Annotated in this window: 20 protein-coding genes; 16 read left to right on the plus strand and 4 right to left on the minus strand. The window is 63.0% G+C overall.

All coding sequences use genetic code 11. The features are described 5' to 3' along the window. Positions 1–70: 70 nt before the first annotated feature. Genes C0V82_RS13950 through C0V82_RS13960 form a run of 3 tightly spaced genes read right to left on the minus strand, consistent with a single transcriptional unit; the run spans position 71 to position 1,489 of the window. Positions 71–463: a YciI family protein gene (locus tag C0V82_RS13950; protein ID WP_102112818.1), complete on the minus strand. Its 393-nt coding sequence runs from the start codon at positions 461–463 to the stop codon at positions 71–73. A gap of 3 nt (positions 464–466) precedes the next feature. After that, the gene (locus C0V82_RS13955; protein WP_102112819.1) at positions 467–895 is read right to left on the minus strand and encodes a zinc-binding dehydrogenase; all 429 of its coding nucleotides are present in this window, start codon (positions 893–895) and stop codon (positions 467–469) included. A 12-nt stretch (positions 896–907) separates the two neighbouring features. After that, complete coding sequence (locus C0V82_RS13960; RefSeq protein ID WP_102112820.1) at positions 908–1,489, minus strand: MDR family NADP-dependent oxidoreductase; 582 nt, start codon at positions 1,487–1,489, stop codon at positions 908–910. A gap of 114 nt (positions 1,490–1,603) precedes the next feature. Between C0V82_RS13960 and C0V82_RS13965 the strand changes: the two genes are divergently transcribed. From C0V82_RS13965 to C0V82_RS14025, 13 genes are all read left to right on the plus strand, one after another. Next, positions 1,604–1,915, plus strand: a complete 312-nt coding sequence (locus C0V82_RS13965) for an REDY-like protein HapK (RefSeq protein ID WP_102112821.1) — start codon at positions 1,604–1,606, stop codon at positions 1,913–1,915. Between the two features lie 12 nt (positions 1,916–1,927). Next, positions 1,928–2,773, plus strand: a complete 846-nt coding sequence (locus C0V82_RS13970; protein WP_102112822.1) for an SDR family NAD(P)-dependent oxidoreductase — start codon at positions 1,928–1,930, stop codon at positions 2,771–2,773. 43 nt (positions 2,774–2,816) lie between these two features. Further along, positions 2,817–3,698, plus strand: a complete 882-nt coding sequence (locus C0V82_RS13975) for a polysaccharide deacetylase family protein (RefSeq protein ID WP_102113435.1) — start codon at positions 2,817–2,819, stop codon at positions 3,696–3,698. 845 nt (positions 3,699–4,543) lie between these two features. Further along, positions 4,544–4,936 (plus strand): IS66-like element accessory protein TnpA, encoded by a 393-nt coding sequence (tnpA, locus tag C0V82_RS27925; RefSeq protein WP_102112779.1) that lies wholly within the window; start codon positions 4,544–4,546, stop codon positions 4,934–4,936. A 22-nt stretch (positions 4,937–4,958) separates the two neighbouring features. After that, on the plus strand, positions 4,959–5,306 hold the full coding sequence (gene tnpB, locus C0V82_RS13985) for an IS66 family insertion sequence element accessory protein TnpB (protein WP_094453379.1): 348 nt from the start codon (positions 4,959–4,961) through the stop codon (positions 5,304–5,306). A 42-nt stretch (positions 5,307–5,348) separates the two neighbouring features. Beyond that, entirely contained in the window at positions 5,349–6,950 is a 1,602-nt protein-coding gene (tnpC, locus tag C0V82_RS13990; protein ID WP_102112823.1) for an IS66 family transposase, read from the plus strand. Positions 6,951–7,084: 134 nt separating this feature from the next. Further along, a complete protein-coding gene (locus C0V82_RS13995; protein ID WP_102112824.1) occupies positions 7,085–9,259 on the plus strand; it encodes a TonB-dependent receptor in 2,175 nt (724 codons plus the stop codon). 14 nt (positions 9,260–9,273) lie between these two features. After that, complete coding sequence (locus tag C0V82_RS14000) at positions 9,274–10,173, plus strand: alpha/beta fold hydrolase (RefSeq protein ID WP_102112825.1); 900 nt, start codon at positions 9,274–9,276, stop codon at positions 10,171–10,173. Next, positions 10,109–11,620 carry a glycerol-3-phosphate dehydrogenase gene (gene glpD / locus C0V82_RS14005; RefSeq protein ID WP_102112826.1) on the plus strand — a complete coding sequence of 504 codons (1,512 nt, stop codon included), beginning with the start codon at positions 10,109–10,111 and terminating at the stop codon, positions 11,618–11,620. The genes C0V82_RS14000 and glpD overlap by 65 nt, the downstream gene beginning before the upstream one ends. Further along, complete coding sequence (locus C0V82_RS14010) at positions 11,617–13,101, plus strand: FGGY family carbohydrate kinase (RefSeq protein WP_102112827.1); 1,485 nt, start codon at positions 11,617–11,619, stop codon at positions 13,099–13,101. The genes glpD and C0V82_RS14010 overlap by 4 nt, the downstream gene beginning before the upstream one ends. A 2-nt stretch (positions 13,102–13,103) precedes the next feature. Next, positions 13,104–14,639 (plus strand): AMP-binding protein, encoded by a 1,536-nt coding sequence (locus C0V82_RS14015; protein WP_102112828.1) that lies wholly within the window; start codon positions 13,104–13,106, stop codon positions 14,637–14,639. A 7-nt stretch (positions 14,640–14,646) separates the two neighbouring features. Then, the gene (locus tag C0V82_RS14020; RefSeq protein ID WP_102112829.1) at positions 14,647–15,309 is read left to right on the plus strand and encodes a TetR/AcrR family transcriptional regulator; all 663 of its coding nucleotides are present in this window, start codon (positions 14,647–14,649) and stop codon (positions 15,307–15,309) included. A 71-nt stretch (positions 15,310–15,380) separates the two neighbouring features. Further along, on the plus strand, positions 15,381–16,298 hold the full coding sequence (locus tag C0V82_RS14025; RefSeq protein ID WP_102112830.1) for an SDR family oxidoreductase: 918 nt from the start codon (positions 15,381–15,383) through the stop codon (positions 16,296–16,298). Here the strand turns inward: C0V82_RS14025 and C0V82_RS14030 are convergent. Further along, entirely contained in the window at positions 16,267–17,178 is a 912-nt protein-coding gene (locus tag C0V82_RS14030; protein WP_102112831.1) for a LysR substrate-binding domain-containing protein, read from the minus strand. The two genes, C0V82_RS14025 and C0V82_RS14030, sit on opposite strands and share 32 nt — an antisense overlap. A gap of 356 nt (positions 17,179–17,534) precedes the next feature. Between C0V82_RS14030 and metC the strand changes: the two genes are divergently transcribed. From metC to C0V82_RS14045, 3 genes are read left to right on the plus strand one after another with little or no spacing between them, the layout of a single operon-like run. Continuing rightward, positions 17,535–18,716, plus strand: coding sequence for a cystathionine beta-lyase (gene metC, locus C0V82_RS14035; protein ID WP_102112832.1), 1,182 nt, complete (start codon positions 17,535–17,537; stop codon positions 18,714–18,716). Between the two features lie 27 nt (positions 18,717–18,743). Beyond that, positions 18,744–19,814: an amino acid ABC transporter substrate-binding protein gene (locus C0V82_RS14040; RefSeq protein WP_102112833.1), complete on the plus strand. Its 1,071-nt coding sequence runs from the start codon at positions 18,744–18,746 to the stop codon at positions 19,812–19,814. A 10-nt stretch (positions 19,815–19,824) separates the two neighbouring features. Next, positions 19,825–20,985, plus strand: coding sequence for an amino acid ABC transporter permease (locus C0V82_RS14045; protein WP_102112834.1), 1,161 nt, complete (start codon positions 19,825–19,827; stop codon positions 20,983–20,985). Positions 20,986–20,987: the final 2 nt, after the last annotated feature.

Raw genomic sequence — 20,987 nt, forward strand, 5'->3', positions numbered from 1 at the left:
CCTCGCCGCCCGGCCCGCGACCGCAGTGTGGCCGTGGTCATCTGTCGGTAGCGAGGCAAGCGGCATAGGCCTATCCCCTGGCTCCGCCGGTCTTCAACTGATCGACGCTGGCCCAGATGCGGCCACCGATAGCGGTGCCGATGGCCACAACTGTTGGCACAACCTCCACCCGGGCATAAAGGCCGCAGCGGAAGTAGGGGTCACCCCGCATCAGGCTATCAACATCCGCCCGGTCCTCGGCCCGCAGCAGGAACATGGAACCGATAAACCTCTTGCCGTCATCGGTGCGCATCGGTCCGGCGCAGACATAGCGTGTCCAGTGCGCCTCCATATGAGTCAGATGCCCTTCCATATGCTGGTCCCGCAAGGCCGTGGCCTGAATTCCATCGGCAATGTCATAGGCCAGGACCAGGAAGGTCGGGCTGTCGACGCGAGGGACGATGGGCGGATTGCTGTTCATCATATCTCACAGATCCAGAACCATTTTGCCGAAATTGCCCCCCGCCATCAGCCGGGTCAGAGCGGCGGGAGCAGCGTCCAACCCGTTTACTCGTTCCTCTCGCACAACCACGTCGCCATCCCTGACCAGAGGTGCCATCCGCTGGCGGAATGTCGGCATTTCCGACCAGTAATCATAAACAACCAGCCCTTCCATCCGTGCGCGCGCCTTGATCAGGGGGACTAGATTGGGGCCGGGCAGGGGAGTGGCCGCCTTGTACTGCTCCATCATACCGACCAGGACGATACGCGCGCCCAGGGCCAGATGGCCCATCACCCCCTCCAGCAATCGTCCGCCAACCCCGTCATAGTAACAATCGATTCCGGTTGGGCAGGCCTTCGCCAGGGCTGACAGCCAATCGACCTCACGATGGTCGATGCATTCATCGAACTTCAGAACGGTGCGGGCTTAGGCGCATTTTTCCGGACCGCCCGCAATGCCCACGACCCGCGCGCCCATCCGCTTGGCCAGTTGACCAGCGGTTGCGCCGACGGGGCCAGTGGCGGCAGACACGACGAACGTATCGCCCGGCACGGGCCTTAGCGTGCGGACCGTCCCCACCCAGGCCGTCAGGCCCGGCATTCCCAGCACGCCCAACAGGGCGGTAGGGTTGATGCCTGCCGGCACCGCCACCTTCTGGGCCAATGGGCTTAGCGGTCCTGGTGGTGCCCCTGCCGGAGCGATGCCAGTAGTCACGAATTCTTGCCACCCCGGTCGGCATAGCACCCGATCACCAGGCACAAACCCGTCACCCCGGCTTTCCACTACCGTTCCAATCGCCTCCCCCGGTACGACATCGCCCACGGCTACGCCACCCGACATATGTCGGCCACGCAGAGCACTGGCGATGTACGGGTCAAGGGAGATGTGATCGACACGGATCAGCACTTGCCCTTCCGCCGCGACAGGTATCGCCACCTCTTCGATCTGGAAATCCTCCGGCTGGGGCGACGGACCCATCGGTCGGGCCAGGACGATGCGTCTATTCATGAAGATGCCCCCGTCACGCTATGACAACAAAACTCTTGATAATGATATAAAGATATATCATTAAATTTTGAGTGATGCTATCCCTTAAGACATTGTCAGGCGGAGGAAACCGGAATGGTCACGCGCATCATCGCCCTGTTCAACTTGAAACCCGGTGTCGATCGCGCCGACTATGAACGATGGGCCCGCACCGTCGATCTGCCGACGGTCAAAAGCTTGGCATCAATCCAGGATTTCTCTGTCCACCGCTCAGTTGCGTTGCTGGGCAGCGACGCCGCCCCTCCGTATCAGTATGTGGAGGTCATTGATGTCGCCGACATGGAGCAGTTCGGTCGCGATATCGCCACTGATGTGATGCAGACAGTGGCGGGGCAGTTTCAGGGTATGGCCGACGTTGCCTTTATTCTGACTGACAATCTCGGCTGAAGGGAACGCATAATGGCACAGGCTGGACGCTTTGCCGGCAAGGTCGCGGTTGTCACCGGATCGGGCCGGCGCAAAGGACTTGGGGAGGCCGTTGCCCGGCGACTTGCCGCTGAGGGTGCGTCGGTGGTGCTCTCCGATATCGGGCGTTCCGCCGACGCCGCCACGCCAGACAGCATGATCGGTGGTATTTCGGAAATGCAGGCTGTGGCCGCCGATTTAACCGCTGGTACCGGCGCGCGTATTGAAACCTTCCCGTGTGACGTCCGCGACCTGCCCCAGATGCGTGCTCTTGCGGCCTTTGCCGTGGAAAGGCTCGGTGGTCTTGATTTTTGGATCAACAATGCCGGCATCGGATATATCATGAAGCCGTTGCTGGAACTGGATCCCAGTGAATGGCAGGCCGTTATCGACGTCAACCTGACCGGCTGCTTCAATGGTATCAAGGCGGCGGCAGAGGTGATGGTGCCGGCTGGCCACGGCGGACGTATCATCAATATTGCCAGTCAGGCCGCCAAATCTGGCTTTCCCTTCGCGGCCGGCTATTGCGCATCCAAGCACGGCCTCGTCGGTCTGGTTCGCTCCACGGCGATTGAACTGGGGCGGCACCAGATCACCGTCAACAATGTTTGCCCCAATCATGTCACGACAGGCCTGGGTGCTTGGCAGAATGAGTATTTCAGCCAGAAACTGGGCCTGACACTGGAGGCATATCTGGAGGGAATGAAGAACCGAATTCCCTTGGGCCGCCCTGGCCTGCCAGAGGATACGGCGGGTGCCGTTGCCTTCCTCTGCTCTGATGATGCCCGCTACGTCACAGCAGAAAGCATGAATGTTTCCGGCGGTGAAGAGCCGCATTGACGCAAGCGCCCGTTAAATTTCTTGTTTGCAGACCGAGGACGAAATGCCCGCACCCGCCGATTTCACCTGGCCCAATGGGGCTAAACTGGCCCTGTCCATCGTCGTCAATGTAGAAGAGGGTGCAGAACAGAACATCCGTGATGGCGACAAGGGGCCGGAGCCTGTGGATGAACTGTCGGTCCATGTGTCCAAGCCCATCCGGATGCATGGCAATGAAAGCAATTACCAGTATGGCATCAAGGCGGGTGCCCCTCGCATCATGCGCCTTCTGAAGGCATATGGGGTTGAAGCAACTTTCACCGCCGCCGCCCTGGCTCTGGAGCGCGCTCCCTCCCTCGCGACAGAGATTGTGGCACAGGGCCATGAGGTTTGTTGCCATGGTCACCGGTGGAGCCATCAATTCTGGATGAAGGAAGAGCGGGAGCGGACCTTCATCCGGGATGGTTGGCAGTCTATCGAGAAAATGACGGGCATACGGCCCATCGGCTGGCTGTCGCGCTACCTGCACACCGACATCACCCGTCGGCTGCTGGCGGAAGAGGGCTATACCTATCACATGGACGATTACTCGGACGATTTTCCCTTCTGGGACCATGTACCGATGGTTGACGGGTCTACCAAACCCATGGTGATCATGCCCTATGCGCTCGACAGTAACGATATGAAATTCTGGCTGTCACCATCCCTGACGGCACGCGACTGGCTGCAATATGCGACGGACAGTTTCGACTGGCTTTACCAGGAAGCACAGACAGACGGTGCCAGGATGATGAGCCTGGGCTTGCACCTGCGCATCATTGGCAGGCCAGGACGTATCGGTGCTTTCCAAGGCTTTCTTGATCATGTGAAGCGTCATCCGGACGTCTGGGTCACCAGCCGTGCAAACATTGCCCACGCATTCTCGGCGGCGATCCCCACCAGGTGATCACGCCGGACCGTGCAAAAACGCCTGTCGTAGGGCATTGCACTTGAAACCAGAATCGAATGGCTCCTTTTAGCGTCAGGATGTGCCCCATCTTAATCGGAGGTGGATCACAGGTAAGGCATATTCGGACGATCTTCGCGAAAGGGTTGAAGTGCGGATAGCGGCTTGCCGATCCCGACCTGAGGCATCGCGGCATTTCAGTATGAGCGCAAGATTAGCGGTGAAACCGGCACTGCATGTTGCGGCTACGGGCTCGGTAGCGCCCAGTCGCCAAGGCCGCCCACCCGGCCATGGCAAGCTTTCAGATTATCTGCCATGGTTGATCGCCTGGGTTCAAACGGTAACGGATATCTTGATGCCGGAGCTGGCGACGTTGTCTGGCGTCAGCCCCGATAGGGCAGCAGCGGTTGATTGCATGATGGAGGGGTAGTCGGTCCGCGTTCCTGACTTATCTTACGATTCCAGACCCGATGGCAAGGTTGTGGGCATGAGAAAGACCTTCCATTAAAGGTTAATTAGATCAATGCAGTAAGTTTACTATAACGTCGGTCAAGGCGAGCCCCCGCATCCAACCTGAAACAGAAAACCCCAGCAAGAGCAACAGCTTGCTGGGGTTTTTGTTTTGCATTGACTCACCGTTTGTTGATGAATCTAAATAAAATCAATAACTTATCGCTGCCGATTGAAATCGGGTGTCCTGATACCCGCGTCCAACCTGCGTTGTGACGCATGCGGGGCGCGGGTAATGGTACGCGTCCGGTGTGAGCCGCCTTGTGTTTGGTGGTCTGTAGCTGGGAGTCTTTGCGTAAGCGCGATAGCGCGGACGCAAACGAGTGGCAAACGAGATGGCTTATCAGCGGCTGGAGGTTTTGACGGGCACGGAGCGGCGTCGGAAGTGGTCGGATGCGGAGAAGGTCCGGCTGGTTGAGGCGGCGTTCAGGCCCGGCATTGTGGTCCAGGATGTTGCCCGGCGGTTCGGGGTCCACGAGAGCCTGCTATACCGGTGGCGCCGACAATTGGGCGTATCGGTTTCGCCGGTCGATAGCCCGGTTCCGGTGTTCGCGCCGGTTCGGCTGTCCCCTGTGGATGAGCCGATGACTATGCCGGTCGCGGAGGCGGCGATGCCGGCCCCCACCCCCCCCCCACGGCATCGGTCGCGGAGATCTCGGTGTTTCTGCCCGGCGGGGTCGAGGTGCGGCTGCGCGGGTCAGTGGATCTGGCGCTGGCCAGGGCAGTGATCCGGGCGGCCGGAGGGGCGGGATGATCCCGATCCCGCCGGGGGTGCATGTGTGGCTGGCGACGGGGCGGACGGACATGCGCAAGGGGTTCGACAGCCTTGCCCGGCAGGTGCAGGAGGTTCTTGGGCGCGATCCCCATGGCGGTCACCTGTTCGTCTTTCGTGGCCGCCGCGGCGATCTGGTGAAGGTCATCTGGCATGACGGCCAAGGCGCCTGCCTGTTCACCAAGCGCCTGGAGCGCGGCCGGTTCATCTGGCCGTCGGTGGTGGACGGGGCGGTGACGCTGAGCCCGGCCCAGTTGGGCTATCTGCTGGAAGGGATCGACTGGCGGCTGCCGCAGCACACGGCCCGGCCCGAACGGGCGGGCTGAAAAGCTGCAGACAAGACGGCGTGGGCATGATTCAATGACCCCATGTCCAGCCCCAATCCTCCCGCCCAAGCTGCCGACAACCTGCCTGCCGATCTGGCGGCGGCCCATGCGCTGATCCTGGCATTGCAGGGGGAATTGGCGAGGGCGCGCCAACAGGCCGGTGAACGGGCGATCGAGATCGAACGGCTGCGTCTGGCTCTGGCCAAGGCCCGGCGGGAGCTTTACGGCCAATCCTCCGAGCGGGGCCGGCTGCTGGTGGAGCAGTTGGAACTGCAACTGGAAGAGTTGGAGGAGACCAGCGCCGAAAACGAGGTGGCCGGCGAACTCAGCACGCCCGCCCCCGCCCTTGCCGTCACACCGCGCAAACCGGCCCGGCGGCCGCTGCCGGAGGCGCTGCCACGGGAGCGGATCGTGCATCCGGGGCCTTGTGTCTGCGACCGCTGCGGCGGCGATACCTTGCGCAAGATCGGCGAGGATGTGCTGGAAAGCCTGGAATGCGAACCCCGCCGCTGGAAGGTGGTGCAGCATGTGCGGGAGAAATTCGCCTGCCGGTCCTGCGAGGCGGTGAGCCAGGCGCCGGCACCCTCCCATCCGATCCGGCGCGGGCGGGCCGGGCCGGACCTGCTGGCCATGGTGCTGGCCGGGAAATATGCCCAACATCTGCCGCTGCACCGGCAGAGTGCCGCCTATGCCCGGGAAGGGATCGACCTGGACGTTTCCACTCTGGCCGACTGGGTCGGCGCGGCGGCGGCAACCCTGGCCCCGCTGGTGGCGGCGATACGCTCCCACGTTCTGGCGGCTGATCGTTTCCATGGCGATGACACGCCGGTGCAGGTTCTGGCCAAGAGCCTGCCCCGGACCCGATCCGGGGGCAAAGCCGCCACCGGCCGACTATGGGTCTATGTGCGGGATGATCGACCGTTCGGCGGTAGCGATCCGCCCGCCGCCCTCTACCATTATGCCCGCACCCGTGCCGGCGAGCATCCGCAGCGCCACCTGGCCGGCTGGGCCGGGATATTCCAGGCCGACGCCTATAGCGGCTATGCCGGCCTCTACGATCCCGCCCGCAAGCCCGGTCCCCTCCTGGAGGCCGGATGCTGGAGCCATGTCCGCCGCCGGTTCTTTGATCTGGCCAAGGATGGAAAGTCACCCCTGGCAGCCGAGGCCGTGAAGCGCATCGACGCGTTGTTCGCCATCGAGCGGAGCATCAACGGCCGCGCCATCGCGGAACGTGCCGAAACCCGCCAGGAGAAAAGCCGTCCCCTGATCGACGATCTGGAGCAATGGCTGCGCCACGCCTGTGCCCGCCTGTCGCCCAAGTCAGATCCGGCCAAGGCCATGGACTATGCTTTGAAACGTTGGGGCGCCATGACCCGGTTCCTGGAGGATGGGCGCATCTGCCTGTCAAACAATGCCGCCGAACGCGCCCTGCGCGGCATCGCCGTCGGACGCCGGAACTGGACCTTCTGCGGCTCCGATGCTGGCGGCGACAGGGCCGCCGCCATCTACACCCTCATCGAGACCGCAAAGCTCAACGACGTCGATCCCCAAGCCTGGCTCGCCGACACCCTCGCCCGCATCCATGATCATCCCGCAAAGGCCATCACCGACCTCTTGCCATGGAACTGGAAGGCAAAGCCCTGAATGGGCCTACGCCGGATGCTTACGGGTAATGCGGCTGGCATTTTTGCCAGCAGATTCCGCATTGACATTAAAGTTTACATCGTAATAAATAAATCTCAGGCCAAACGACAAATGGCCATTCAAGGGAGAGAACCATGGGATCGCGTTTCAAGGCAGCGACGCTTCGCGTCGCCTGCGTGGCTGCCTGCACGTCTACCTCAGCCATCGCCTATGCCCAATCGACACCGACGCCGCCCGCCAGGGACGAGATGGTGTTGGAGGAAATCATCGTCACCGCCCAGAAGCGCGATGAACGGCTTCAGGAAGTTCCGGTCTCCGTGTCCGTCTTCGGCGCGCAGGGTCTGGAAATGGCCAAGATCGACAGTGGCACCGAGATCGCGCGCCAGACGCCCAATCTGCGGGTGTCGGTGCTGGGTAACGAGAACCAGCCGAAATTCGCCCTGCGCGGCATCTCCACGTCCGAGTTCAATCTGAACGCCGTGTCGCCGACCGGTGTCTTCTATGACGAGGTCTATGTCGGTGCGCAGTATCTGGGTGGCGCCCAGGTGTTCGATATCGAGCGGATCGAGGTGCTGCGCGGACCGCAGGGCACGCTGTTCGGCAAGAACACCACGGCAGGCGCCGTCAACTATATCTCCCGTGGCCCCAGCTTCATGCAGGAAGCGGAGATGAGCATCGGGGCCGGCAGCTATGGCTATGTCGAGGCCAAGGGCGTGGCCGAGGTGCCTCTGGTCGAAGACCGGCTGTCCGCCCGCTTTGCCTTCAATGTGGCCCATTCCAAGGGCTATATCGAAAATGTGAATCCAGCCATTTCCGACCGGTCGAATATCGACCGCAAGGCCGGCCGCCTGACCCTGGGCTATCAGGATGAGAACGACCTGAAGGCGACGCTACGCATCTTCCATAATGGGTCGGATGCCAAAGCCATCGGCGTCATCAATACCGGTACCGCACCGGGCGGGTTGAACGCCCTGGGTGTCGACCCCCGCGTCAACCCCTATACCGGCCAGCGCATGACCCGCCATCAGATGGCGACCGACCGCGACGGCGACCTGGAGGTGCGGGGCAGCGGGCTTTATCTGAATGTGCAGAAGGATCTGGGGCCTGTCTCCATCACCTCCATCACCTCCCACCTGCGCGGCCGGTTCCTGAATAATGTCGATGCCGATGGCACGACCCGGAACCTGCTGCACATCGATTTTAGGGCAAAGAACAAGGAAACCAGCCAGGATCTGCGTATCGCCACCAACGGGTCCGGTGCCTTCAACGTCATCGCGGGTCTGTACTATTTCCGCGACGATATCGATATCGATACAACCTACACGATTTTCGGCGGTCCGCCCGTTCTGCCCATCCTGAACCAGAGCTTCGATCAGCGCCGCACCTCCTATGCGGCCTATATCGACGGCACCCTGGAACTGTCTGACATGTTCACGGCCTATGGCGGCCTGCGCTACACCGATGACAAGGGACGGCTTTCCAACTTCCAGGTGACACCGGTCATCGCCAAACAGCCGACCCTGACCTATCACGATGCCAAGCCGACGGGCCGTGTCGGCCTGCGCGCGCAGTTGGACGATGATGTCATGCTGTTCGGGCAGTTTGCCCGTGGCTATCGCAGTTCCGCCTTCAATGGTGGCGCCCTGACCAATGCAGCCGACCTCAACGTCGCCGACCCGGAAAAGCTGGACGCCTACGAGGTCGGCCTGAAATCGCAATGGCTCGACCGCCGCCTGACGGCCAATGTGTCGACCTTTCTCTATAATTTCAGCAATCAGCAATTCATCAATCTGGTCGGCATCAATAATCAGCAACTGGTCAATGCCGGCAAGTCAAGGACCAAGGGTGTGGAACTGGAACTGTCGGCGCGGGTGACGCCCGAACTGACGGTCAATGCCGGCCTGGGTCTGTTGGATGCCGAATATCGGCGGCTGGTGCTGAACGGCGTCAATCTCAGCGGCAACGACATGATCGAGGCGCCGCATCATACCGCCAATATAGGCGCGGATTACCGCATCGATCTGGATAATGACGGTGCCATTCTTTTGCATGCCGATGCCACGCATGTCGGCAAGCAATATTTCCAGGCCAACAATTCCGCCCTGTCGCGGGGCGAGGCCTTCTGGGATGTCGGTGCGCGTGTCGCCTACCGTGCGCCGGATGATCGCTATGAATTGTCAATCTATGCCAAGAACCTGACCGACAACCGGGAGGTCACGGGCATCGTGGTCGATGCGACCAGCCAGACACGTTTTGCGACCGTCCCCTATCCACGCCGCTTCGGGGTAGAATTATCTGGCAAATTCTGACCGGAGGCCCGTCGATGGACACGCAATTCACCCTCACGCGCCCTGATGGGCAAAGGTTGGCCTGTTATCGCTGGTCCAAGGACGGGCCTGTACGGGCTGTGATCGTGGTAGCGCACGGCATGGGCGAACATGCCCTGCGCTACCGGCCGGCCCTGGCCGCCCTGGTCGATGCCGGCTACATCCTGTATGCGCTCGACCATCGCGGCCATGGTGCCACCATCGCCCTGTCCGACCGGGAGGCCGGCGATTTCGGCCCCGGCGGCTTTGCGGCGGTGGTGGCCGATCTGGCCGCCCTGGTTGACCGGGCCAGGGCGGACCAGACGGATTTGCCCCTGTTCCTGCTGGGGCACAGCATGGGTTCCTTCATTGGGCAGGCCTTCCTGATCGATCATGGCGACCTGATCGACGGGGCCGTTCTGGTGGGGACCACAGCGGTCGATCTGCTGGCTGCCGCCATGGCGGCGGAAAGCGATGCGTTGGCGGCACTGAACCGTCCGTTCGAACCCGCCCGCACCCCCTGTGACTGGCTCAGCCGTGACGAGGCCCAGGTCGATGCCTATATCGCCGATCCGCTGTGCGGCTTCTCCTTGGTGCCGCATTCCATGGTGTCGCTGCTGTCGCAGGGTGCGCGGCTGGCCGATCCGGCGGCGCTGGCGCGTATCCCGTCCGGTCTGCCGCTCTATGTGCTGGTCGGCGATCAGGACAGCCTGACAACACAGTTCGGGCAGTTGCCGCCCCTGCTGGACCGCTACCGCGCAGCGGGCCTCGACCCGGTGCTGGCGTCGTATCCCGGTGGACGCCACGAGATCCTGAATGAAATCAACCGCGATGACGTGGTGAGAGACCTACATGCCTGGCTTGAGCGAACCATCGCCATCCTGCCCCCTCGCACCCGCCGGGGTGATCCCGGATGACCGGCCCTATGACCTGCTGATCATCGGCGGCGGCATCAACGGCACCGCCATTGCGCGGGCCGCCGCCATGGCCGGGGAACGCGTGCTGCTGGTGGAGCGGGATGATCTGGCTCAGGCCACGTCCTCGGCTTCCACCAAGCTGATCCATGGCGGATTGCGCTATCTGGAACACCGGCAGTTCAAGCTGGTGCGCGAGGCGCTGGCGGAACGGGCCATCCTGCTGCGAACGGCCCCCCATCTGGTGCGGCCCATGGAATTCCGGCTGCCGCATGCGCCCTCCATGCGGCCCTGGTGGATGGTGCGCCTCGGCCTTTATCTGTACGACCTGTTCGCTCTGGGCGGTGGCTTGCCCCGCTCGCGGTCTGTACCGCTGGACGATGCCATCCTGGCGGCCGATCATGGTACCGGCTTCAGTTATTGGGATGCCTGGGTGGATGACAGCCGGCTGGTCGTCCTGAATGCGCTGGCGGCGGCGGAAGCCGGCGCCGACATCCGCACCCGCACCCGGTTCGTCGGGGGCGTGCGGCAGGGGCCGGTCTGGCGGGCCGCACTGGAAACAGCGCACGGCACAGTCACCGTCGCGGCGCGGCGTGTGGTGAATGCGGCGGGTCCGTGGGTGGAACGGGTGCTGTCCGAAGGTCTGGACCGGCGGGGCCAGTATCGTATCCGTCTGGTGCGCGGTAGCCACCTGATCCTGCGCCGCCGGCTGCCGCACAATCATGCCCTGATCCTGCAGCAACCTGACCGGCGCATCATCTTCATCATCCCCTATCAGGGGGATATGACCCTGGTCGGCACGACCGACTTCGCCGTGGACGATCCATCGGACAACCGCATCTCGGCTGAGGAAACCGCCTATCTGCTGGATGCCGCCAACCGATATCTGCGCGATCTCGTTGGTGAGACCGACATTGTCGGTGACTTCGCCGGCATCCGCCCCCTGTTCGATGATGGACGCGATGAAGCCAGCACGGTTACGCGCGATTACCGGTTGGAACTGGATGCCAACGGTCCACCCCTACTAAGTATCTTCGGGGGCAAGCTAACCACAGCCCGCCATCTGGCTGATATGGTTTTGGGCCGGTTGGGTATCGCGGGCGGTGATACCGCAGCCACGCCGCTGCCCGGAGGCGACATAGCGGATTTCGATGCGTTTCGGGACGCGACCCGGCGTCGCTGGCCCTTCCTGGAGCGTGAGACCCTGGACCGTCTGGCCGGCGCCTACGGAACGCGTCTGGAACGATGGATGCAGGGTGTCGGCACGCTTGCCGACATGGGCATCGATTTCGGTCATGGGTTGAGCCAGCGGGAGGTCGATTACCTGGTGCGGGCCGAATGGGCGCACAGCAGTGACGATATCCTGTGGCGGCGGACACGGCTGGGCCTGCGCTTCAGTGCCAGTCAGGCTGCCCGACTGGATGCCTATCTGCGGGAGCGGGCGCCATGATCAGGGACCAGATCATCGCCATCGACCAGGGCACGACATCGACCCGCGCCATCCGGTATGCCGCCGATGGCTGCGTGCTAGCGGTCGCCAGCCAGCCCATACGCCTTGCCCATCCGCAGCCCGGCTGGGTGGAGGCGGATGCCGAACAACTCTGGATCGGCGTGCAGGATTGTGTGCGTCAGGTCATGGATGAACGGGTCGCAGCCATCGGCATTGCCAATCAGCGTGAAACCGTCCTGCTATGGGACCGCGACAGTGGCCGCGCCTTGCACCCTGCCATCATCTGGCAGGATCGGCGGACAGCGGCACAATGTGAGGCGCTGCGGGCTGATGGCGCAGAAGAACTGGTCCGGGCGCGTACTGGTCTGTTGCTCGACCCCTATTTTACCGCAACTAAGCTCGGCTGGTTGCTGGACCATGTGCCCGGTGCCGCCGCCTTGTCGGCACAGGGAAGGCTGGCCGCCGGCACGGTCGACAGTTTCCTGCTCTGGCGGTTGACGGGGGGCCGGTCCCATCTGACCGACGCCACCAATGCCAGCCGGACCTCCCTGTTCGATATCCATCGACTGTGTTGGGATGCGGACCTGCTGACACTGTTCGATATACCGGGCAGTATCCTGCCCACCGTGGCCGGCAACTGTCGTGATTTCGGGCAGACCGATATCCGTGTGACGGGGCGACCGGTTCCCATCACTTGCATGGCCGGCGATCAGCAGGCGGCTATGATCGGGTTAGGGTCCGTTCTGCCTGGACGCATGAAGGCGACCTATGGCACGGGCTGTTTCCTGCTGGCCCATACCGGTGACAAGCCGCTGCTGTCACGTCACCGGCTGCTGACGACCTTGGCCTGTCTGGTTGATGGCGAGGCAGCCTATGCCTTGGAAGGGTCGATCTTCGTGGCAGGGGCGGCATTGAACTGGCTGCGCGATGGGCTGGGCATCGTCCACGGCTATGATGGGATCGCTTCATTGGCCGCCAGCGTGCCCGATGACCATGGCGTGCATCTGGTGCCGGCCTTTGTGGGGCTGGGCGCCCCGCATTGGCGCAGCGACCTGCGGGCCAGCCTGACCGGCCTGACGTTGGATACCGGCCCCGCCACCATCGTGCGCGCAGCGCTGGAGGCGGCGGCCTTCCAGACCTGCGACCTGATCCAGGCTATGCAGGCCGACGGGCTGGTGCCACAGGATGTGCGCATCGATGGCGGCATGGCGTCGAACGACTGGTTCGCGGGATATCTGGCGGATATGACGGGCCTGTGCGTGGACCGGTCCCGTAATCATGAGGCCACGGCCTGGGGGGCCGCACGGCTGGCCGGGTTTGCCGCGGGCATCTGGCCCGACCCGCGCCGCGTGCCTGTTCTGTCCGGGCTGGATCGGTTCACGCCATCCATTGATGGTGCACACCGGCAGCGGCGTCTGACCGGATGGCGTGACGCGGTTCACCATCTCCTGTCCTCCACATCACCTCCGGAAGGAACGTGACCATGCATGCAGATATCACTGGCCTCTGTGATGTGGTGGCGGCGCATGCCGTGCCGGGCGACGGCATCGCCCTGTCTGGGATCGGCGCCAGCGTCACCTATGCCCAGCTTGACGCCCGTATCCAGGCGGCGCTGGGTGCCCTGGCCGATCTTGGGCTACGTCCGGGTGAACGGCTGCTGCTGCTGCTGCCGACATCGGTGGAGTTCGTCACAGTCTATTTCGCGGCGCATCGGGCGGGTCTGGTGGTCATGCCGCTGAACCCGCTGCTGGGCCCTGACGAGGTGCGCCACATACTGGAAAGCATGCGTCCGGCGGCCATCATCGCGGCACCGGCAGACGGACCCTATCCGGTATTGTCGGCACTGGACGGTCTGGTTACGGACCTGCGGCTCAGCTGTCTTGTCCTGCGCAGCGGTCCGGATCAGCCGTTCGACCGCGCCATGGCCCGTGCCCGTACCGATCTGCCGCCCGTGCGCCGCGATGGCGGGGAGGAGGCGTTGATCCTGTTCACCTCTGGAACATCGGGTCGACCGAAAGGTGCATCCCACCGTGAGGCGGCGCTGATCACCAACGCACGCCACGCCAACGCCGTTTTCTCGATCACCAGCGATGATGTCCTGTTATGCCCTTTGCCGTTGAGCCATGTCTTCGGACAGATGGTGATGATGCTGGGCGGGTTGTCGGCGGGGGCGGAACTGTCGCTCGTTCCCCGCCCTGGCCCCGCCGCGCTGTTCGACGCGATGGTTCAGCGCCGGCCCAGCATCATCGCCGCGGTGCCCGCCAGTCTGGCGGCCGTGGCCGAACAGGCGCGCCAGACGGAGCATCGTCTGGAACCGGGCCGCCTGCGCTTTGTGCTGGCGGGGGGTGCGCCCTTGCCGGCGGCCACGGGCACCGCATTTCAGACTGCGTTCGGTGTGCCCGTCCACCAGGGCTATGGCATGACGGAAGTGGCCTGCTGCATCGCGCTGGAACGGCCCGGAACGATGCCGACGGGTGGTGTCGGGCCCCTCTGCACGCCCCTGTCCCATCGTATCGTGCCGCTGGACCCGGCGGACCCCGATCAAGGTGAATTGCAGCTGGCCGGCCCCAATCTGCTGCGCGGCTATTACATTGACGGGACGTTCCAGCCACGCGGTGACGATGAATGGTTCGCCACCGGCGACATTGTTCGCCGCGATGCAGAGGGCACGCTGTTTCTCTGTGACCGGAAGAAGGAAATGATCATCCGCAACGGCTACAATGTCTATCCGTCAGAGGTGGAGGCGGCGCTGGCCAGCCATCCGGGCGTGTTGCATGTGGCGGTGATCGGCGTGGCGGATGAACAGGTCGGACAAGAGGTTGCGGCCTATGTTTCCCCCCGGGAAGGGCATGTGCTATCGGCGGACGAACTCGCGGCGTGGTGCCGCGCCCGCATTGCGCTCTACAAATATCCCCGGTTGATCGCTATTCTGCCTGCGCTGCCCACCAACACGACAGGCAAGATCATGAAGCGCGCCCTGGACACCGCTATTCTCCGGCGCGTCTCGTTGAGTGGTTGAAGACGACATGGCAACAGACGTTCCACTTCCCCGTCGCCGGGGGCGCCCGCCAGCCGATCCAAAAATTCTGGCTGTATCGGTACAGGAAGCACGTGACAGCATCTGTGCCGCCGCCCTGACCCTGTTTCAGCAGGGCGGCGTTGACGCGATCAATATGCGGGACGTGGGGCGTCTGTTGGGTACCTCGCAGATGATGGCCTACCGCTACTTCCCCAGCAAAGATCACCTGCTGATGGAGTTGCGCATCCGGGCGTTTGCGCGCTTTACCCAGGCCTTGGCTCGCTGGCGGCGGCGGGCGCGACAGGATGCCGACGCGCTGCCCCTGGTCTGTGGTGCCTATCTGGTTTTTGCCTATGCCAACCCCCATGACTACCGGTTGATGTTTGACATGTGGGCCTTTGAAAACCCGGAAGCCATGAAGAAGGAATTCGGCGAGAAGGTGCGGCGGCAGTCTGCGTCCTGGCTGGAGATACAGGCCTCAGTGTCCCAGTTCCTGGGTCCCCGCGCCGAGCGCGCGGATTTGGGCCAGGCAACCGACATCGTGTGGAGCGGGCTGCACGGCCTGGCATCGCTGCATCTGGCCCGCAAGCTGGTGTTCGGTCGCAACCTCAAGCATCTGGCCAGACCGGCCATTCGGTCGATCATGGCGGGTCTGACGGCACTCGCCTAATAGCGTGTGAGCCCGCGTTCACATTCTTGAGATGGATATAAAGTTTACATTGTAAAATAAAAGGAGAGACCATGACCCGTTCCCTCAAAGGCAAGACCCTGTTCATCAGCGGCGGATCGCGCGGCATCGGGCTGGCCATTGCGCTGCGGGCGGCCAAGGACGGTGCCAATGTTGCGATTGCGGCAAAGACAGACCAGCCTCACCCCAAGTTGCCGGGTACCATCCATACCGCTGCGACCGCGATTGCGGCGGCTGGTGGGAACGCATTGCCGATCCTATGCGACATCCGCGATGAACATCAGGTTGCCGCCGCGGTCGCTCGCACGGTGGACAGGTTTGGTGGCATTGACATCTGTATCAACAATGCCAGCGCCATCCGTATGACCCCGATCCTGGAGACGCCGGTTCAGCGTTTCGATCTGATGCATGGTGTTAACGCGCGTGGGTCTTTCGTCGTGACGCAAGCGGCCTTGCCACACCTGTTGGCATCGGACAATCCGCATATTCTGTCCATTTCCCCGCCACTGCATATGGAGGAGCGTTGGTTTGCTCCCCATGTCGCCTACAGCCTTGCCAAGTTCGGGATGAGCATCATCTCCCTAGGCGTGGCTGGGGAGTACCGCGGCACGGTCGGTGTGAACTGCCTGTGGCCACGTACGGCCATCGACACCGCCGCGATGACGGAATTCGGGGCGCATGTTGGTCTGGGCGCGTTGCGCAGTCCGGAAATCATGGCAGATGCCGCCTATCTGATTATGACGTCCGATGCCCGGACCAATACCGGCAATTTTTTCATCGACGACGAACTGCTGGCGGCCCACGGCGTTACAGATTTGTCGGCTTATGGCCCCCTCGGCGTGGCGGATGTTGATCTTACGCCTGATTTCTTTGTGCCGTCCTTGCGGGAACTGCGGTCATTGGACTTGCCCGGAGAAAGTGGAAAGCCCGGCGATCATTTCAATCAGTCTTCCCCGTTCCAGGTAAGGTGACGCGGTCGCGGAAATGGAGCAGTTCAGCCACGAAGCTTTTCACCAGCCGGGCCTTCTGGGCATCGGGGCGGAACAGCAGGTAGGATTTGAACTGGACATCCGGCTTGAAGGGCCGGAAGACCAGCCCCCGTTCGGCATAGCCGTCGGCGGCCGCCGGGTTGACCAGTCCCACCCCAACCCCTTCCAGGGCCAGGGCACAGATGGTCCCCGCGCTTGGGGTTTCCACGATGATTTCGGGCCTGGACCCCGCGCTTTCCAGGATCTCGGTGATCCGGTGGCGGGCACGGTCCTCCGGTGCCAGGGCGATGAAGGGCTGCCCATGCAGGTCGGCAGGAGTGATCACCGACAGGGCAGCCAGTTCATGCCCCTGTGGGATAGCCAGGACCGCACGGAAGCTGCTGAAAATACGATGTTCGACCCCTGACAGGTCCACCTCGTCAGCGGCAATACCGATGTCGAACTGCTGGTTGGCGACCAGATCGCGCACCGTGGAGGAGGACAGAACCTGCAAGGTGATGGCGATCTGCGGGTTCTTCTGCCGGAACGTATGAACGGCCTTCGGCACGACCGTGGAACCGAAGGCGGCCATGCTGGCGACGCGCAGGCTTCCCGATCCGAAATCGCGGATACGCGCCGCTGATGCCCTCAGCCGGTCCAGGCCCACGAAACTGCTATTCACGTCCCGGAAGAACATCTGCCCCTCCGGTGTGGGGACAAGCCTGCCCTTCACCCGATCGAACAGCGCGAACCCCAGGCTTTCCTCCAGTTCCACCAGGGCCCGACTGACCGCGGGCTGCGTAATCCGTAGCAGCTCCGCCGCGCGGGAGGCGGACCCGCTGATCATGGTGGCGCGGTAAATTTCCAACTGCCGGAAATGCATGCTGAGGGTCCCGCTGGTAATTCACTCCATAACATCAGTGCATGTACCGTCGCTGTACGGTCAATTGGATTTGTATCCCTGTCTAAAGTAGAACCGGCTCCGCCCTCCGCCGCCCGGCTGACGCTGCAACTGGCATCGGTCCGATGGCGGTTCCGGGCTTTCAGTAAGGTTTTGTGGCCATTTCATCTGCCCTGAACCGCTAGAAGGCGGCGCGGACGGAGGTGTTCCAGACCCGCCATTCCAGGCTTCGGGAATTATAATCCATAACATCGGGTTATGGACCTGTGCTGACAGGTCAATTGAAATTGTATGTCAGTGCCGACATGCTGATCTCATCAAACTTGAAGAGGAAGATCATGCGCGACCTTTCCCGTTGCGTCATCCATCCCGCCGTCTCGCATGAAGGCTTTGCCAGCATCGGCGTCCCCACATATCGGGCCTCGACCATCCTGTTCGACGATGCCAAATCCTATACCAACCGCAAATACCGGGGGCCGGACGGCTATACCTACGGGCTGCATGGCACGCCGACGACCCGCACCCTGGAAGCGCAGCTGACGGCGCTGGAGGGAGGGGAGCGGACGGTGATCGTGCCCTCGGGTCAGGCGGCGATCACCATCGTCTTTCTGGCAATCCTGCTGCCGGGCGACCACGTGCTGATCCCCGACACCGCCTATCCGCCCTGTCGAGGCTTCTGCGAGAACTACCTGAAGCCGCGCGGTGTGGAGTATACGGTCTATGATCCGCTGATCGGGGCGGGGATCGATGCGCTGGTGAAGCCGAACACCAAGCTGATCTGGATGGAAAGCCCCGGCTCCACGACCATGGAGTTCCAGGATGTGCCGGCCATCGTGAAGGTGGCCAAGGAACGTGGCGGCATCCTGACCGGTTGCGACAATACCTGGGCCACGCCGCTTTTGTTCAAGCCGTTGGCCCATGGCGTCGATTTCTCCAGCGAGGCGCTGTCCAAATATGTCGGCGGTCATTCCGACCTGCTGATGGGGTCGATCAGCGTCAAGGATGTGGCCCTGTTCCGTCGGCTGAAGGACACGATGCGGATGATCGGCATCGGCGTCTCCCCGGATGATTGCGGGCTGGCCCTGCGCGGGCTGGAGACGATGGGCGTTCGCATGCGCCATGCCGATGCAGTGGCGACGGCGTTCGCGCGCCGTCTGGTGGAGCTGCCGGCGGTGGAACGGGTGCTGCACCCGTCGCTGCCCACCTGTCCGGGGCATGAGGTCTGGAAGCGGGATTTCACCGGCGCGTCCGGCGTCTTCTCCGTGGTGCTGAAGGCCCCGGCCAATGCCGTAATTGAGGAGGCGTTCGGGGTTCTGAAGACCTTTGCCATCGGTGCGTCGTGGGGCGGCACACGCAGCCTGATCGTGCCCATGGCGATCAAGGCCGACCGGGTGGCCACCGACTGGACCGATGAGGGCGTGATCCTGCGCATCTCCGTCGGCATGGAGGATCCGGACGATCTGTGGGCCGATCTGGCGGCCCTGTTCGCAGCACTGGCCGTGCCTGTTCTGGGTGGTTGAGAGCGGCCAAGCGGCGGAGGACGGGTCATGCGGGGGATCAGCAAACGGCTTCTGGCGGGACTGTGCCTTCTGGCGCTGACTGCCTGTGGGCAGCCGGCGGCGGAGAAGAAGCCGGCGGCGGGTGGCCCAGTGGGCGGGAACGCCGCAGGGGGCACGCTGAAGGCCGTGCGCGACCGGGGCTATGTCTCCTGCGGGGCCAGCACGGGCACCGTGGGGTTCGGCGCACCGGACAGCCATGGTTACTGGCGCGGGCTGGATGTGGAAACCTGCCGGGCTGTCGCCGCCGCCGTTCTGGGTGACAAGGACAAGGTTCGCTTCGTCCCCCTGACGGGGCAGCAGCGTCTGACGGCCCTGCAAAGCGGGGAGATCGATATTCTGCCCCGCACCACCACCTGGACGCTGTCGCGCGATGCCAATGGCGTAAATTTCACCCTGCCCAATTACTACGACTATGACGGGATCATGGTCCGCAAGGATCGCGGCGTGAGCAGTTCCCGTGAGTTGGATGGCGCTTCGGTGTGTGTGCAGACGGGATCGACCACGGAGGTGACCTTCACCAATCTGGTGGCATCGGTGGCCCCCAATCTGAAGGCCGTGATCTTCGACAGCACGCAGGCGACAAGGCAGGCCTTCTTCTCCGGGCGGTGCGATGCCCTGATCACCGATGCGTCGGGTCTGGCATCGGTGCGGGCCACTATGGCCAGCAATCCCGAGGATTTCATCATCTTCCCGGCCGACGGCAAGCTGTCGCCCCTGACGCCCGCTGTCCGGCATGGCGATGACCAATGGTTCGACATCGTGAAATGGTCGTTCCAGGCGCTGCTGATGGCGGAGGAACTGGGCATCAATCAGGCCAATATCGACGAGATGCGCAACAGCCAGGACCCGACCATCCGCCGCTTCCTGGGCGTGGAGCCGGGCAATGGTGCCGCCTTGGGCCTGGATGAGGAATGGACCTACCGCATCGTCAAGCAACTGGGCAATTATGGCGAGATGTTCGACCGTAATGTCGGGGCCGGAAGCCCGCTGAAGCTGGATCGCGGCCTCAACCGCCTGTTTCGCGACGGGGGCCTGATGGTTCCCATGGCGTTCAATTGAGGGGGCGGGGATGACGAACCTCTCCACCCTTCTCCACGACACCCGTACCAGGCAGATCGCGTTGCAGGCCCTGCTGCTGGCGCTGGTGGCCGGTGGTGTCGGCTGGCTGATCCTCAATACGGTCAGCAATCTGGATGAACGCGGCATTACGGGCGGGTTCAGCTTTCTGGATCGCGCGGCCCGCTTTCCCATCGCGGAGAGCATCATTGCCTATCGTCCCACCGACAGTTTCGGCTGGGCCTTCCTGGTGGGGCTGGGCAATACGCTGTTCCTGGCCGTGACTGTGGCCCTGGCGGCGACTTTGCTAGGCCTTGGCGTGGCGCTGGCCCGTCGGTCGGCCCATCCGCTGACCAGCGGGGCGGCGACCGTCTATGTGGAGGCGATGCGCAACACGCCGCTGGTGGTGCAATTGCTGTTCTGGTACGCGCTGGTCACGTTGGGGTTGCCCAATATCCATGCGGCCTTCACGCCCATCGACGGCGTGATCCTGGCAGACCGGGGGCTGTACCTGCCCCGGCCTGTGATGGTGGGCGACAAGGGGCCGTTCCTGGCAGCCCTGGTGCTGGGGCTTGTGGCTGTCGGTGCCGCATGGCGGTACGGGCGGGTGCAGCGCCTGCGCACCGGCATTCCCAACCGTTATGGTCGCATCGCCATTCTTTCCACCCTGCTGCTGCTGGGGTTGGTCTGGGTCACAACAGGTCTAACATTATCGCTGGACCGGCCCGTGATCGGGCGGTTCAACGCGACCGGCGGCATGGGGCTGTCGCCGGAATTCACAGCGGTGTTCGCAGGCCTTCTGCTCTACTCGGCTGCCTTCATAGGGGAGATCATTCGCGGCGGCATCGACGCGGTGGACAGGGGGCAATGGGAGGCGGGGCGCGCCCTGGGCCTTGAAGAAGGCAATATCCTGCGCCTGATCGTCATTCCGCAGGCCCTGCGCGTGATCATCCCGCCCATGACCAGCCAATATATCAACATCACCAAGAACACGACCCTGGCGCTGGCCGTCGGTTACCCCGACATCGCCCTGGTGGCGGCCACCACCATCAACCAGACGGGCCAGGCGGTGGAAGGCATTCTGATCCTGATGCTGGTCTTCCTGACCCTGTCCATCACGGCGTCGCTGTTCATGAACTGGTACAACCGGCGGATCGCCCTGGTGACGCGATGACG

Origin of the sequence: Niveispirillum cyanobacteriorum (genome assembly GCF_002868735.1) — a bacterium.
In the GTDB taxonomy this organism is placed as follows: Bacteria; Pseudomonadota; Alphaproteobacteria; order Azospirillales; family Azospirillaceae; genus Niveispirillum; species Niveispirillum cyanobacteriorum.

Bases quoted from the DNA above. Each gene is read 5' to 3' on its own strand.
- C0V82_RS13950 (WP_102112818.1), bottom strand. From the start codon at position 463: ATGATGAACAGCAATCCGCCCATCGTCCCTCGCGTCGACAGCCCGACC.
- C0V82_RS13960 (WP_102112820.1), bottom strand. From the start codon at position 1,489: ATGAATAGACGCATCGTCCTGGCCCGACCGATGGGTCCGTCGCCCCAG.
- C0V82_RS13965 (WP_102112821.1), top strand. From the start codon at position 1,604: ATGGTCACGCGCATCATCGCCCTGTTCAACTTGAAACCCGGTGTCGAT.
- C0V82_RS13970 (WP_102112822.1), top strand. From the start codon at position 1,928: ATGGCACAGGCTGGACGCTTTGCCGGCAAGGTCGCGGTTGTCACCGGA.
- C0V82_RS13975 (WP_102113435.1), top strand. From the start codon at position 2,817: ATGCCCGCACCCGCCGATTTCACCTGGCCCAATGGGGCTAAACTGGCC.
- tnpA (WP_102112779.1), top strand. From the start codon at position 4,544: ATGGCTTATCAGCGGCTGGAGGTTTTGACGGGCACGGAGCGGCGTCGG.
- tnpB (WP_094453379.1), top strand. From the start codon at position 4,959: ATGATCCCGATCCCGCCGGGGGTGCATGTGTGGCTGGCGACGGGGCGG.
- tnpC (WP_102112823.1), top strand. From the start codon at position 5,349: ATGTCCAGCCCCAATCCTCCCGCCCAAGCTGCCGACAACCTGCCTGCC.
- C0V82_RS13995 (WP_102112824.1), top strand. From the start codon at position 7,085: ATGGGATCGCGTTTCAAGGCAGCGACGCTTCGCGTCGCCTGCGTGGCT.
- C0V82_RS14000 (WP_102112825.1), top strand. From the start codon at position 9,274: ATGGACACGCAATTCACCCTCACGCGCCCTGATGGGCAAAGGTTGGCC.
- glpD (WP_102112826.1), top strand. From the start codon at position 10,109: ATGCCTGGCTTGAGCGAACCATCGCCATCCTGCCCCCTCGCACCCGCC.
- C0V82_RS14010 (WP_102112827.1), top strand. From the start codon at position 11,617: ATGATCAGGGACCAGATCATCGCCATCGACCAGGGCACGACATCGACC.
- C0V82_RS14015 (WP_102112828.1), top strand. From the start codon at position 13,104: ATGCATGCAGATATCACTGGCCTCTGTGATGTGGTGGCGGCGCATGCC.
- C0V82_RS14020 (WP_102112829.1), top strand. From the start codon at position 14,647: ATGGCAACAGACGTTCCACTTCCCCGTCGCCGGGGGCGCCCGCCAGCC.
- C0V82_RS14025 (WP_102112830.1), top strand. From the start codon at position 15,381: ATGACCCGTTCCCTCAAAGGCAAGACCCTGTTCATCAGCGGCGGATCG.
- C0V82_RS14030 (WP_102112831.1), bottom strand. From the start codon at position 17,178: ATGCATTTCCGGCAGTTGGAAATTTACCGCGCCACCATGATCAGCGGG.
- metC (WP_102112832.1), top strand. From the start codon at position 17,535: ATGCGCGACCTTTCCCGTTGCGTCATCCATCCCGCCGTCTCGCATGAA.
- C0V82_RS14040 (WP_102112833.1), top strand. From the start codon at position 18,744: ATGCGGGGGATCAGCAAACGGCTTCTGGCGGGACTGTGCCTTCTGGCG.
- C0V82_RS14045 (WP_102112834.1), top strand. From the start codon at position 19,825: ATGACGAACCTCTCCACCCTTCTCCACGACACCCGTACCAGGCAGATC.